General features: G+C 47.1%; 15 protein-coding genes, 1 pseudogene and 1 riboswitch. Of the genes and pseudogenes, 11 read left to right on the top strand and 5 right to left on the bottom strand.

All coding sequences use genetic code 11. The annotated features are described in order from the left end of the window. Nucleotides 1-144 precede the first annotated feature (144 nt). A riboswitch (yybP-ykoY riboswitch) is annotated at nt 145-287 on the top strand. Nucleotides 288-337: 50 nt separating this feature from the next. Then, a complete protein-coding gene (mntP, locus tag BIY29_RS18815) occupies nt 338-910 on the top strand; it encodes a manganese efflux pump MntP (protein WP_121576558.1) in 573 nt (190 codons plus the stop codon). Nucleotides 911-985: 75 nt separating this feature from the next. Here the strand turns inward: mntP and rlmA are convergent, their stop codons facing one another. The 3 genes from rlmA to BIY29_RS18800 all read right to left on the bottom strand — a co-directional run bounded on the left by rlmA (nt 986) and on the right by BIY29_RS18800 (nt 2,337). Next, nucleotides 986-1,828 (bottom strand): 23S rRNA (guanine(745)-N(1))-methyltransferase, encoded by an 843-nt coding sequence (rlmA, locus tag BIY29_RS18810; protein ID WP_121576557.1) that lies wholly within the window; start codon nt 1,826-1,828, stop codon nt 986-988. 143 nt (nt 1,829-1,971) lie between these two features. Next, nucleotides 1,972-2,181: a transcription antiterminator/RNA stability regulator CspE gene (gene cspE / locus BIY29_RS18805; RefSeq protein ID WP_005968829.1), complete on the bottom strand. Its 210-nt coding sequence runs from the start codon at nt 2,179-2,181 to the stop codon at nt 1,972-1,974. 39 nt (nt 2,182-2,220) lie between these two features. Continuing rightward, a complete protein-coding gene (locus tag BIY29_RS18800) occupies nt 2,221-2,337 on the bottom strand; it encodes a DUF2627 domain-containing protein (protein ID WP_121576556.1) in 117 nt (38 codons plus the stop codon). Nucleotides 2,338-3,236: 899 nt separating this feature from the next. Between BIY29_RS18800 and BIY29_RS18795 the strand changes: the two genes are divergently transcribed. The 5 genes from BIY29_RS18795 to BIY29_RS18775 all read left to right on the top strand — a co-directional run bounded on the left by BIY29_RS18795 (nt 3,237) and on the right by BIY29_RS18775 (nt 7,828). Further along, on the top strand, nt 3,237-4,151 hold the full coding sequence (locus tag BIY29_RS18795) for a metal ABC transporter substrate-binding protein (protein ID WP_121576555.1): 915 nt from the start codon (nt 3,237-3,239) through the stop codon (nt 4,149-4,151). Next, the gene (locus BIY29_RS18790) at nt 4,148-5,041 is read left to right on the top strand and encodes a manganese/iron ABC transporter ATP-binding protein (protein WP_121576554.1); all 894 of its coding nucleotides are present in this window, start codon (nt 4,148-4,150) and stop codon (nt 5,039-5,041) included. Before BIY29_RS18795 ends, BIY29_RS18790 begins: the two co-directional genes overlap by 4 nt. Beyond that, the gene (locus BIY29_RS18785; protein WP_121576553.1) at nt 5,038-5,901 is read left to right on the top strand and encodes a metal ABC transporter permease; all 864 of its coding nucleotides are present in this window, start codon (nt 5,038-5,040) and stop codon (nt 5,899-5,901) included. Before BIY29_RS18790 ends, BIY29_RS18785 begins: the two co-directional genes overlap by 4 nt. Further along, nucleotides 5,898-6,758, top strand: a complete 861-nt coding sequence (locus BIY29_RS18780) for a metal ABC transporter permease (RefSeq protein WP_121576552.1) — start codon at nt 5,898-5,900, stop codon at nt 6,756-6,758. Before BIY29_RS18785 ends, BIY29_RS18780 begins: the two co-directional genes overlap by 4 nt. Before the next feature lie 209 nt (nt 6,759-6,967). Beyond that, nucleotides 6,968-7,828, top strand: coding sequence for a fructosamine kinase family protein (locus BIY29_RS18775; protein ID WP_121576551.1), 861 nt, complete (start codon nt 6,968-6,970; stop codon nt 7,826-7,828). An 80-nt stretch (nt 7,829-7,908) separates the two neighbouring features. Here the strand turns inward: BIY29_RS18775 and BIY29_RS18770 are convergent, their stop codons facing one another. After that, nucleotides 7,909-8,457 carry a YniB family protein gene (locus BIY29_RS18770; protein ID WP_121576550.1) on the bottom strand — a complete coding sequence of 183 codons (549 nt, stop codon included), beginning with the start codon at nt 8,455-8,457 and terminating at the stop codon, nt 7,909-7,911. Nucleotides 8,458-8,637: 180 nt separating this feature from the next. Between BIY29_RS18770 and hxpB the strand changes: the two genes are divergently transcribed. Further along, nucleotides 8,638-9,303 (top strand): hexitol phosphatase HxpB, encoded by a 666-nt coding sequence (hxpB, locus tag BIY29_RS18765; protein WP_121576549.1) that lies wholly within the window; start codon nt 8,638-8,640, stop codon nt 9,301-9,303. Nucleotides 9,304-9,422: 119 nt separating this feature from the next. Here the strand turns inward: hxpB and BIY29_RS18760 are convergent, their stop codons facing one another. Continuing rightward, nucleotides 9,423-9,755: a cupin domain-containing protein gene (locus BIY29_RS18760; protein WP_121576548.1), complete on the bottom strand. Its 333-nt coding sequence runs from the start codon at nt 9,753-9,755 to the stop codon at nt 9,423-9,425. A gap of 328 nt (nt 9,756-10,083) precedes the next feature. Between BIY29_RS18760 and BIY29_RS20450 the strand changes: the two are divergent. The 4 genes and pseudogenes from BIY29_RS20450 to BIY29_RS18745 all read left to right on the top strand — a co-directional run. Then, nucleotides 10,084-10,625: pseudogene (locus tag BIY29_RS20450) on the top strand (SDR family NAD(P)-dependent oxidoreductase); the annotation flags it as partial. Between the two features lie 63 nt (nt 10,626-10,688). Then, nucleotides 10,689-10,934, top strand: coding sequence for a hypothetical protein (locus tag BIY29_RS21085; protein ID WP_420808435.1), 246 nt, complete (start codon nt 10,689-10,691; stop codon nt 10,932-10,934). Nucleotides 10,935-10,949: 15 nt separating this feature from the next. Next, nucleotides 10,950-12,239 carry an ABC transporter substrate-binding protein gene (locus BIY29_RS18750; RefSeq protein ID WP_121576547.1) on the top strand — a complete coding sequence of 430 codons (1,290 nt, stop codon included), beginning with the start codon at nt 10,950-10,952 and terminating at the stop codon, nt 12,237-12,239. 9 nt (nt 12,240-12,248) lie between these two features. Continuing rightward, nucleotides 12,249-12,836, top strand: coding sequence for an oligogalacturonate-specific porin KdgM family protein (locus BIY29_RS18745; protein ID WP_240630210.1), 588 nt, complete (start codon nt 12,249-12,251; stop codon nt 12,834-12,836). Nucleotides 12,837-12,991: the final 155 nt, after the last annotated feature.

The raw sequence follows: 12,991 nt of genomic DNA, 5'->3' as shown, positions 1-12,991 counted from the left end.
TATTTGTGGTATTTTATCCCTGCCAAGTATGACGTTATTTCATATAATTACCACCCCCCTTTTTTAAATGAAAATCATTATCAATCGCATTATTTACCCTTAGCCTTTTTAGTGTTGTTTAATCCATAAATAATATGTTAAGGTTGCGCCGTCATTGGGGAGTAGCCAGTTTCTGAAACTTAAAATCAGAAATGCTCGTATCAACATACTCGTTTTATTTACTAGAACGTGGTGCGAGCGGCCAGTTGGCAGGCGAGACCATAGACACGGGGGATCATCATCTGGTTGGGGATGATCTACGTGGATATGGAGAACCACCCAGCCGAGGCTATTTATAATGAACCTGTCAGCAACACTTATCCTTGCTTTTGGCATGTCGATGGATGCTTTTGCAGCGTCTATTGGTAAAGGTGCCATACTGCATAAACCCCGATTTCGGGATGCCATTCGCACTGGTCTTATTTTTGGCATCGTTGAAGCTATCACGCCGTTAATCGGCTGGTCTCTTGGTTTTTTTGCCAGTCAGTTCATCATTGAATGGGATCACTGGGTTGCTTTTGGTCTGTTAGTGATTTTGGGCGGGCGAATGATCGTAGAAGGCAGCCAAACGGCCAAGACTTGTCACTGCGATAAAATCAAAAAACACAGTCTGGCTCTGCTGGTTTGTACCGCCATTGCAACCAGCCTTGACGCCATGACCATCGGGGTGGGATTGGCATTTTTACAAGTCAATATTTTCCACACGGCAATGGTCATTGGCTGTGCAACCATGATTATGGTGACGCTAGGTATGCTGATTGGCCGTTATGTCGGCCCGATTCTTGGCAAAAAAGCAGAAATAATGGGGGGTATTGTGCTCATCGGTATCGGCTGCAATATTCTTTATGAACATCTTGGTAATTTAGCCTGAAGCTCTGCTATCCCCCCTTGCGATATTGCCATCGGTGCTTGGGGGGTTGCCACGCACGTTTTAAGTTGTCTCAGTCTATACCGGTTTTTGAGCTGTGCCGCCGTCGTCAATGCGCTGGTGCAGCCGGATAATAAAATCAGTCTCGCAGGTAAAATGTATCGCGCCTTGCAGTTTTTTACTGACTTCCGGCGTGGCGCGCCAGGCGAACGGCGTCATCTGCAACAATGCCGCCCCCTCCTGCCCTGATAATTGCATCGGATATGCCAGCGTTTGCTGATCGATCAACTGAAAACCCGAAAGCGCTTCGTCCCTGATGGAATGTAACTGTACCTGGTCATAAACTTCGGCTTTTAACTGATAAAGATGCCGCGGCCCCGGCGATACGGTAATAATCCAACCGCCGGCTTTAACCGTGCGCTGTAGTTCAGCATCATTGCATGGCGCATAAATCTTCAATATGGCATCCAGTGATTGGTCGTTAAAGGGCAATCGCTGACTGGATGCGACACAATAATCAACCTGCCGATAACGTTTTGCCGCACGTTGTATAGCGGTTTTGGAAACATCCAGCCCATAGACGGATATTGCCCTGCCTTGTTTAAGGCAGGCGGCCAGAGCAGCCGTGTAATAGCCCTCTCCGCAGCCGATATCCAGCAAAGCGGCGGCGGCATGCGGTAATATTTCATTAATGCGCTGAGTGATATAGTCACGCAACGGTTGATAATGCCCTGCATCCAGAAACTGTCGACGGGCTTGCATCATTTCAGCACTGTCGCCCGGTTGTTTTGAACGTTTAAATTGCACCGGTAATAGGTTCACGTAGCCTTCTTTCGCGCAATCGAAGCTGTGGCGACCGCACGACCACTGCGCCCCTATTCGCTGTAATGGTTGCTGACATAGCGGGCATTGATAAAGCATCAGCACTTTTTTCCTGCTAAAAGCATTCTTTATATTACGGCATATATATTGATGAAATCGAGGTATGCCAGAAAGTGTTGTATTGATAAAAAATACACAACAAAAAACCCGCACCATGGCGGGTTTTGCAACTTGAGCTGTAATTACAGCGCAGTCACGTTGACCGCAGACGGGCCTTTCTGACCGTCTTGAATTTCGAACTCTACGTTCTGGCCTTCAGCCAGAGTTTTAAAGCCGTTGCCTTGAATTGCAGAGAAATGTACGAACACATCTTTGCTACCGTCAGCTGGAGTGATGAAACCAAAGCCTTTAGATTCATTGAACCACTTAACCTGACCTTTAATCTTTGCCATTTCAGATATTTCCTTTAATTGTTTAAACCGCCAGAGGCGTTATACAGACAAACCAAAGTCGTTACTGCTTGAGGCACTAAGATAAGGATCGGCAGAGAAGTAGTATTCAACGCTAACGTTTGTACTTAAGTCTTCTTTACTGAAAATGCCATTCATATACAGAACTGTACCTCGTTTTACCCAAGTGCGTTATTACACACTCTACTGTCAATGGCAAGCCATTTTTTTCAGGCATGGACATGGCGCACAGATTAAGGCCATCGATAACTTATAATTATGCAACTACATGCTAAATTTTAATATTGATAAGATTAAATAGATCTTTTACTAATATATCCAAACATTGATTCATACCTCCGGGGAAATGCAGCTGTATCATCTCTGTGGTGGTTAAGCCTCGCACGCTGGCCATCAAAAATGCCATCGTCAGCTCCCGGCGGTTAAGTTGGTTTGGAGATAAAAAAAAGGCAAAATGGTAAACCGTCGATCCTTAGATAAAGGATGACTATCAAATCCCATTTTTGCCTTTTGGAAACAGTGCATTGCCTCTAGCATTATGAGACGTTGCTTGCACAATAAATCTTGTTGATTTTTTAATTAATCAATGAGTAGCATAACGATAAGCAATGACACTAATAAAATCAGCAAAATACTACTTGCCAGTTTCCAACGCCTTTCTGATTTGGTGCTCATGCCCATATGATCCTTCCAGAAACACAATTTGTACCAAAAACCTACACTTTATGCTTTATCGGCAAACCACATCATTTTATTAGACCCTTATCAGCATGTCAGGTAATCTCGGTTAATGCATCAATAACCGTGCAGATATCAGCAGCTAACGTTAGACTTACGTTGCAACGTTATGTACGATTTATTAAATTAGAGCACTATTTCTGTTATCGAAGGAGCATTATGAGTTTTCCACTCATGTGCACACAATTTGTTACCCGCCGAGTCGTTCAACACACTACCACTTTCCACCTGCCCCTTGACTTAAATGATATTGATAATTATTCTCAACAAAATCATTCACGACTTGTAAGGATATTCGTATGATCGGTTTTCTGATTCATTTCCCCCTTTTTTTACAGCGTATTGTGTTGCCCGGCGCCTTGCTTTTTCTGTCCATTCCCGGTGCCCATGCAGCGGAAAAACTTAAGGTGGTAACCACTTTCACCATCATTCAAGACATGGCGCAGAACATTGCGGGAGATGCCGCCATTGTAGAGTCCATTACCAAGCCTGGCGCGGAGATTCATGATTACCAACCCACACCACGCGACATTGTCAGAGCGCAGTCGGCTCAATTGATATTATGGAATGGAATGAATCTGGAACGCTGGTTTGAGCGTTTTTTTGACAACGTAAAAGCAGTTCCTGCGGTGGTGGTAACGGAAGGCATCACTCCACTGCCAATCCGTGGCGGAGCCTATAATGGCAACCCTAATCCCCATGCCTGGATGTCGCCTTCCAATGCCTTGGTCTATATTGAGAATATCCGGGCAGGACTGGTGAAGTATGACCCAGCGAATGCGGAGACCTATAACCGTAACGCCAAAGCCTATGCAGAAAAGATCAAATCTATTGATTCACCATTGCGTGCACGGCTGTCCCGTATTCCTGAAGAGCAACGCTGGCTGGTTACCAGTGAAGGGGCATTTAGTTATCTGGCGCAAGACTACCGGTTCCAAGATGTGTACTTATGGCCGATTAATGCGGATGAACAAGGATCGCCTCAACAAGTTCGTCGTGTGATTGATACCGTGCGGGAGAAAAAAATTCCGGTGGTATTCAGTGAAAGCACCATTTCTGACAAACCGGCAAAACAGGTGAGTAAAGAGACAGGAGCCAAATATGGCGGCGTACTCTATGTCGACTCGCTGTCAAATGAAAAAGGCCCGGTGCCTACCTACATTGATCTTTTACAGGTCACGGTAGAAACCATCGCCAAAGGATTTGATCAATGAGCAATGATACGGCAGCGCAATCCTTAGAAGTCAATGATGTCTCTGTGACCTACAGTAACGGGCATCAGGCGATCCGACATGCTTCTTTCGCGCTGAACGGAGGCACGATTTGTGCGCTGGTGGGTGTTAATGGCAGCGGGAAATCAACCTTATTCAAAAGCATCATGGGGTTGGTGAAACCCACCGCCGGGCAAGTGCTCCTGAATAAAAAGCCCATTGTTCAGGCACTGAAACAAAATCTGGTCGCCTACGTTCCACAAACTGAAGATGTGGACTGGAACTTTCCGGTTCTGGTTTCTGATGTAGTGATGATGGGACGATACGGAAAGATGAATTTTTTGCGCATTCCCAGCCAGCAGGATCGCGCCATCGTTGCGGAATCATTAGAGCGTGTCGGTCTTTCGGCACTGCATCACCGACAGATTGGCGAATTATCCGGCGGACAGAAAAAGCGGGTTTTTCTCGCCCGCGCACTTGCGCAGCAGGGCAGCGTGCTGTTATTGGATGAGCCCTTTACCGGTGTAGATGTAAAAACGGAGAACGCGATTATCGACTTGTTGCGCACGTTACGCGACGAGGGGCATTTGATTCTGGTTGCGACCCACAACCTCGGTAGTGTGCCTGAGTTCTGCGATAATGTGATTTTGGTGAACCGTACCGTACTGGCTGCCGGGCCGACACACAGTACCTTTACCCAGAGCAATCTTGAAAAAACTTTTGGCGGCGTTTTACGTCATATTAATCTGGGCGGTTCGAACCTGCACGACGACGACGATGTCCGAACTGTGACGGTGCTGACCGATGATGAGCGCCCTGCCGTTTTCTATGGCTCGACCAAAAGCGATCCTCCCGCCTTACGCGCCGCCCCGGAGGAGAAAGAACATCCATGATCGATCTCTTACTGCAACCTTTTAGCTATAACTACATGGTGAAAGCTATTTGGGTCAGCGCCATTGTGGGCGGCGTCTGCGCCTTTCTCTCCGCCTATCTGATGCTCAAAGGCTGGTCGCTGATGGGCGATGCGTTATCGCACTCTGTCGTTCCCGGTGTTGCGGGTGCCTATGCATTAGGTCTGCCGTATGCCGCTGGCGCGTTTTTTACCGGCATGTTGGCGGCGTTGGCGATGACACTTATCCGGCACATCACCCGATTACGTGAAGATGCGATTATCGGTTTTATCTTTTCAACTTTTTTCGCCATCGGTCTGCTGATTATTTCACTCAACCCGACATCGGTGAATGTTCAGTCAATTATCTTCGGTAATATCCTGGGTATTGCTGATGAAGATGTCCTTCAGGTTGAGATCATTATTGGCATTACTTTCGTTATTCTTTGCCTGATATGGAAAGACCTGCTCGCGGTGTTCTTTGATGAAAACCACGCCCGTTCTATCGGTCTTTCTCCGCTGAGGCTGAAAATTCTCTTCTTTACCCTACTCAGCGCCTGTACTGTGGCGGCGTTGCAAACCGTCGGCGCAATTTTGGTTATCGCTATGGTCATTACTCCCGGCGCGACGGCCTATCTGCTTACCGACCGATTTAATCGTTTAGTGCTGATCTCTATCACGCTTGGCGCAGCAACCAGTGCAATAGGCGCCTACCTGAGCTTTTTTCTTGACGGCGCCACCGGGGGTGTCATCGTTACGCTGCAAACCGTGGTATTCCTGCTGGCGTTTTTGTTCGCCCCCAAGCACGGTTTGTTGGCGTCGCGTCGCTTACGCCAGCGTGATCAAACGGGAGATGCGCTATGAGCCTGATCCTGAGTTGGATAACGGAGCCGTTATCCTACCCATTTATGCAACGTGCGCTGATTGCCGCCGTGGTGACGGGAACGGTATGTGCGGTGTTGTCATGCTATCTGGTGCTCAAAGGCTGGTCGCTGATGGGTGACGCGATTTCCCATGCAGTCTTGCCCGGTATCGTGGTTGCCTTTCTGCTGGGGGTTCCGCTGGTTATTGGCGCCTTTATTTCCGGCATTTTCTGTGCTGTAGCAACGGGGTATGTAAAAGAGCATTGCCGGGTCAAGGAAGATACGGTGATGGGGATCATCTTTTCCGGCATGTTTGCACTGGGATTAGTACTGTTTGCCCGCATTGATACCGATCAGCATCTGAATCATATTCTGTTTGGTAACGTATTGGGCATCACACCGCAAGAACTGACACAAATACTGTTGATCGCTTTCGTCACGTTGTCTGTCATTGTGCTGAAACGGCGGGATTTCATGCTCTACTGCTTTGATGCTAATCACGCACGTGTTATCGGTCTGCCCGTCAAACGTCTGCATTATGGGTTGCTCTGTCTGCTGGCGTTGACAATCGTCGCTTCATTGCAGGCAGTCGGCGTCATTCTGGTCATCGCCATGCTAATCGCACCCGGTATCATTGCGTTTATGATATGCAAGCGCTTTGACCGTATGCTGCTGCTGGCAACGCTGGTTTCTGTCGTATCCTGTGTTGCCGGGACGATGATAAGTTTCTATATTGACGGCGCCACCGGGCCATGTATTGTTATTGTACAGGCGCTGTTCTTTACCGCCGCCTTGAGTTATCACCAGTTAAAACATCATCGCCCCCCTGAATCTCAGGCTCCGGCCGAACCATCATAAAGTGGTGACGGGCTTAACCGGTGATTTTTTGCCGCCGGTTAGGCCTCATGTCACTAACGGTTTTATTTTCAACAACGGCTATACTTTTCTCCGGACTCTTCTTCTCTGTCGCTGTCGTCATCAATCATCATCACTGTGCTGTAGATTCAGTTTTTATACAGTTCAATGAATTACCGTAACGGTATATCAGGCAAACGGGAGAATACCTTATGTGGCAAGCTATCAGCCGGCTTTTGGAAGAACATCTCGGCGCTGCTGAAATTCAGGAACGCCGCGAGCTGCCAGGTGGAGAGATGCACCCTGCCTGGTATATCCTTTATGGCGACCATGAGGTTTTCGTAAAATGCGACGTTCGTGAAATGCTGCCAAAATTCACGGCTGAAGCCGATCAGCTCGTCTTGCTGGCACGCAGTGCTACTGTAAACGTGCCGGACGTATATGGCGTCGGCGGTTCCCGTGATCACAGCTTCTTGCTGTTGCAGTACCTGCCGGTAAAACCGCTGGATGCCCACAGCGCCTGGTGTCTCGGCGAACAGTTGGCACGCTTGCATCAATGGAGCGATCAGCCACAGTTTGGTCTGGATTTTGATAATGATCTGTCGACCACCGTTCAGCCTAACTGCTGGCAGCGGCGCTGGTCGTCCTTTTTTGCCGAGCAACGCATCGGCTGGCAATTACAGCTAGCCGCCGAGAAAGGCATGTACTTTGGGGATGTTGAAACGTTGATTGCGCGGGCAGAAGAACGGTTAGCCGGGCATCAGCCACAGCCGTCATTACTTCATGGCGATCTCTGGCCAGATAATTGCGCCAATAGCAGTAATGGGTGTTATCTGTTTGATCCCGCCTGCTATTGGGGAGACAGAGAGTGTGATCTGGCGATGCTGCCGCTATACCCGACGCTGCCGCCGCAAATTTATGACGGCTACCAACAGGTCTGGCCGCTGGATAAAGACTTTATTGAACGCCAACCCATCTATCAGATTTATTACCTGCTCAACCGCGCCAATCTGTTTGGCGGGAAGCACATTGTTGAAGCCCAGCGCGTGATAGAGCAGCAGCTCTGTTCCTGAGCACAGATACTCTCTTCCCTATTTGTACGGGCAATGTTGTTTAAACCGCTATTCTGGCGCATACAGCGCCGGAATACCGACTAGGCGAGAAAGCCTAATAACCTCAGGACCATATACCCGATACCGGCAACAACTAAAGGCAAAATATAGAGTGGAAAGAATTGCAGAAAAATGGTGTGACGTGGCACAACAATTCGCGCTTCCAGTTTCTCACGGCTGCGGCTTTCATTACCTTTCATGTTTTCCAGAATCAGTTGATCTTCAATACCTTCACGGATGGCCTTTACCTGCCGTAACATACGGGCGCCGGAAACCTGTAACGCCAGTCCAACAAAAATCAGCATATAAATCAGCCAGAACATCAGGCTGGCGGCCATAAAGAAACGTGAAAAATCAGGAACCGGCGAGTTGTACCAGAAAATATTCAGAAACGGCGTATTAAAACGCACCATATCGATCATCAAGTGTAAAAAATCCAGCAGTACCGCATCAATACCCTGCTTTTTCTGGGTATAGGTATAGAGGTAATTGGCAAATGAAATAAGTGTGGACAGCAAAGCCGGAATAAAAATAATCCATCCCGCGATACGTTTAACCACGGCTATACGACCAGCCTGTTGATACGTCATGAGATCCCCTTCTGAGCGACGCAACATTGTTAATATTTTTTCGTATAACAAAAAAACTCGTTAGAAGCCTACTGCAAGTTTACTATCAGTCAACGTTTTATCACCCGATGACCTTTATAAGCAGTGATTTGGCTTATAATCAACCGATGCAACAGTCGATATCTTACCGGAGCTAATGGCATGACCGCTGATTCCTCTATCCGCGCAGCAATTTTTGACATGGATGGCTTACTGATCGATTCAGAACCTTTGTGGGATATGGCCGAAATTGAGGTCATTGCATCATTGGGTATTGATACGTCATTACGTCAATCCATGACCGATACCCTGGGATTGCGCATCGATATGGTGGTTGATCTCTGGTATCAGCTCTCCCCCTGGGAAACGCCCAGCCGGGACGTGGTGGTCAACCGTATTATTGAACGTGCGATCGCCCTGGTCGCTGAACGCCGCCCGTTGTTGCCGGGTGTTGAACATGCTTTGCGGCTCTGCCGGGAGCAAAATCTCAAGATTGGCCTGGCATCCGCCTCACCACTGCATATGCAACAACAGGTATTGCATATGTTCAATCTGGAACACTATTTTGATGTATTGGCTTCTGCCGAAAATTTGCCTTACAGCAAGCCTCACCCGGAAGTATATCTGAATGCGGCACAGGACTTGGGTGTCTCGCCGCTACAGTGCGTAGCATTAGAGGACTCCGTGAATGGCATGATTGCGACTAAAGCGGCTCGGATGCGTTCTATTGTCGTACCAGAGTCTGAATTCAGTAAAGATCCGCGTTGGGCGTTGGCCGATCATAAACTCAGCACGTTGCAACAGCTTGAGGTAGTCCATATTGGGTAAATAAGGCGATGTGATAGCGTTCGCACATGCAGCCAGAAATATGACGGTATAACACAACCGGAATAGATGCTCACCGGTGGATCGTTGGCCGGAAAAACGCCGGCCAATAGCACGGCGGATTAAAGGAAATCAGCCCGTTTGGGTGAAAAGGTATCAATCAACACGCTGCCGTCTTCCAGCGCCACTACACCATGCATTTCGTCTTTTACCGCCATGTACCCATCACCGGTTTTCAGAATGCGTTTTTCACCTTCAATCACCACCTCAAAGCTGCCACCGGCCAAATATGCAATCTGATCATGAATATCATGTTTGTGAGGCGTACCCACTGCCCCTTTGTCAAAATGCACGCAGACCATCATCAGCTCATCACTCCAGGCTATGATCTTCCGCTTGATCCCACCGCCAAGTTCTTCCCACGGCGTTTCGTCGTCAATAAAGTATCTTCTCATCATTTCCCCTTACGCTTTATGACTCACCCGCATCACGGATGAGTGTGTCACTGCCAATACCGGTATTTTAGTAACATCAGCAGCAGATGAAACATAAAATAAGCAAAATCATGACGTCCTTCAAATATAAATAAAACATTATTTCATATTTATTGAATTAATATACCAACCAAACTATTATCCCAACTTAACAGGAAAGAACCGGGCAAGTTAACGTTCAGGTGACGTTGTCACTGCCACGCGACATCACTTGTCCGGCCCGGTACTTTCCCAACGGTTTGATTGCGCTTTATTTATATCTTTTGTCGCTTATGGAGAGGTTATGGCTATGATTTTAGATTCCTTCGATTTACAGGGTAAAGTTGCTCTTATCACTGGCTGTGATACGGGGCTGGGTCAAGGCATGGCTATCGGGCTGGCGCAAGCCGGTTGTAATATTGTCGGCGTCAACATTGTGAACCTAAAGACACTATCGAGAAAGTCACCGCGCTAGGCCGCCGTTTCCTTAGCCTGACGGCGGATATGAGCTATATCGCCAGCCATGCGGAATTGGTAGAAAAGGCCGTTGCTGAGTTTGGCAAAGTTGACATTCTGGTTAACAACGCCGGTATCATCCGTCGTGAAGATGCGATCGAATTCAGCGAAAAAAACTGGGATGACGTGATGAACCTGAACATCAAGAGCGTATTGAAGCTCGGTCATATCATGCAGGTCGATACCCCGGACAATCTGTACCACTATCCGGCCAATATGTTTGTCGCAGGCTTTATCGGTGCGCCGGAAATGAACATCAAACCCAGCAAGCTGGTGGAAAAAGACGGTCAGATTGGCCTGACCGTCGGCCACTACACGCTGGTTCTGAACAATGCGCAGCAAGACAACGTCAGATCTCACGCTGGACAGGATATTTTCTTCGGTATCCGCCCGGAATACGTGACCGTGTCGGAAACCCCTTTTGCAGGTAATCACTCCCAGGGTGAACTGGTTCGCATAGAGAACATGGGCCATGAATTCTTTATGTACATAAAAGTCGATGGCTTTGAATTAACCAGCCGAGTCCCCTCCGGCGAAGCGCGGTTGATTATCAAAAATGGCCTGCATCGTCAGGTGTATTTCCAGTTTGAAATGGATAAATGCCATATTTTTGATGCAAAAACAGAAAAAAATATCTCTCTTTAACAGGAGTAGTAACCGATGAAAAAAGCGATCCTACACACATTGATAGCCTCATCTCTGGCGTTACTTGCACAGCAATCCTTCGCAGCCGACCAGGTCGACCTGCGTATGTCATGGTGGGGAGGCAATGGTCGCCACCAGGTCACGCTGAAGGCAATTGAAGCGTTTCATAAGCAATATCCGAATATTAATGTCAAAGCAGAATATACCGGTTGGGATGGTCACCTTTCTCGACTCACCACCCAGATCGCCGGCAGAACTGAACCAAACGTCATGCAGACTAACTGGAACTGGTTGCCCATTTTTTCTAAAAAAGGTGATGGCTTTTACGATCTGAATAAAGTTAAAGACACATTGGATCTGACCCAGTTTGATGCCAAAGAACTACAAGGCACCACCATTGACGGCAAGCTGAACGGTATTCCTATTTCTGTTACCGCGCGCGTTTTCTATTTCAACAATGAAACCTGGAAAAAGGCCGGGCTGGACTACCCCACAACCTGGGACGACTTGCTGAATGCCGGTAAAGTATTCAAAGAAAAACTGGGCGATCAGTACTACCCCGTGGTATTGGAACACCAGGACACACTGGCCCTGTTAAGCTCTTACATGATTCAGAAGTATAATATTCCAGCTATTGATGAGAAAGGTCAGAAATTCTCTTATACCGATGCGCAATGGGTAGAGTTCTTCGGCATGTATAAGAAACTGGTTGATAGTCACGTTATGCCTTCAGCGAAAGACTATGCCTCTTTCGGCAAGAGTAATATGTATGAAATGAAGCCGTGGATTAATGGCGAGTGGAGCGGCACCTATATGTGGAACTCCACCATCACCAAATATTCTGACAACCTGCAACCTCCAGCCAAACTGGAATTAGGTCATTATCCTATGCTGCCAGATGCGAAAGATGCCAGTCTGTTCTTTAAGCCAGCACAAATGTTGTCGATTGGCAAATCAACCAGACATCCGAAAGAAGCCGCGCTGCTGATTAACTTTCTGCTGAACAGTAAAGAAGGTATTCAGGCATTAGGATTAGAGCGCGGCGTACCGTTAAGTAAAGCCGCCGTTATGCAATTGCGTGCTGACGGTATAATTAAAGAAGACTCGCCAGCAGTGGCCGGATTAAATCAGGCATTAACCTTACCGCACGCCATAAAGACGTCACCTTACTTTGATGACCCGCAAATCGTTGCTCTGTTTGGCGATTCCATTCAGTATATTGATTACGGTCAAAAATCTATTGAAGAAACGGCAAAACACTTCCAACACCAGTCAGAAAGAATTTTAAAACGTGCGATGAAATAATCGTTTCTTGTGGCATTTAATGTCACATCGTTTTGCCAGTGGTTTTGGATTATCGCCGAGATCAAATGGAAAGGCGCTGATTCGACGGATAAACCTTATAATGAAACCGTTGCTGATGGCACTGAAGTTGTCGCAAGCTATCAGTATAAAATCAATAATACTTTTTCCATAGAACCCGGATTTTCTCTTGAATCTTCAAGCAGTAGCCAAAACTACCGTCCATATATCAGAGGTTCCGCCAAAATCGCCGATGGTTTTTCCGCCTCTTTTCGTTATCGCCCCTGGTATAAGCGCCTGAATGGTAATATTGGTAAAGAAGGTGATGTGGATACCGTACAAAGAGGCCATCAGGGCAATTTGGTTCTCGATTATAAATTCCTTGAAAAATGGCAGTTGACTACTGATTTGGAAATAAAGAAGGCGGAAAACCACAACCTGTATGATAACGATAAGATCGATTATCTATACGAATTTAAATTAGCTTATGCATGGGATAAAAATTGGAAACCCTATACGGCTATCGCTAATGTCAGTAAGGCTTCTGACTCAGATGAACGTCAGACCCGTTTTCGGGTGGGTATCCAATACAACTTCTAATCCATCAGAATATGTTGTAGCAATCGATATTGCTATTAGTAAATCGTTCTCATATCAATTCACTTAATGATTAGTGTCCTTTTATTATTGAGTTGTATTTCCGGCTAGCAACGTTATGTGATAGCTCTCTTTGCTGTGTGTATTCTGTGTCTAAA

Source organism: Brenneria alni (genome assembly GCF_003666245.1).
Lineage (GTDB): Bacteria > Pseudomonadota > Gammaproteobacteria > Enterobacterales > Enterobacteriaceae > Brenneria > Brenneria alni.
Note: the sequence above shows the minus strand (reverse complement) of the source record. Positions and strands in the feature narration are given on the sequence as shown.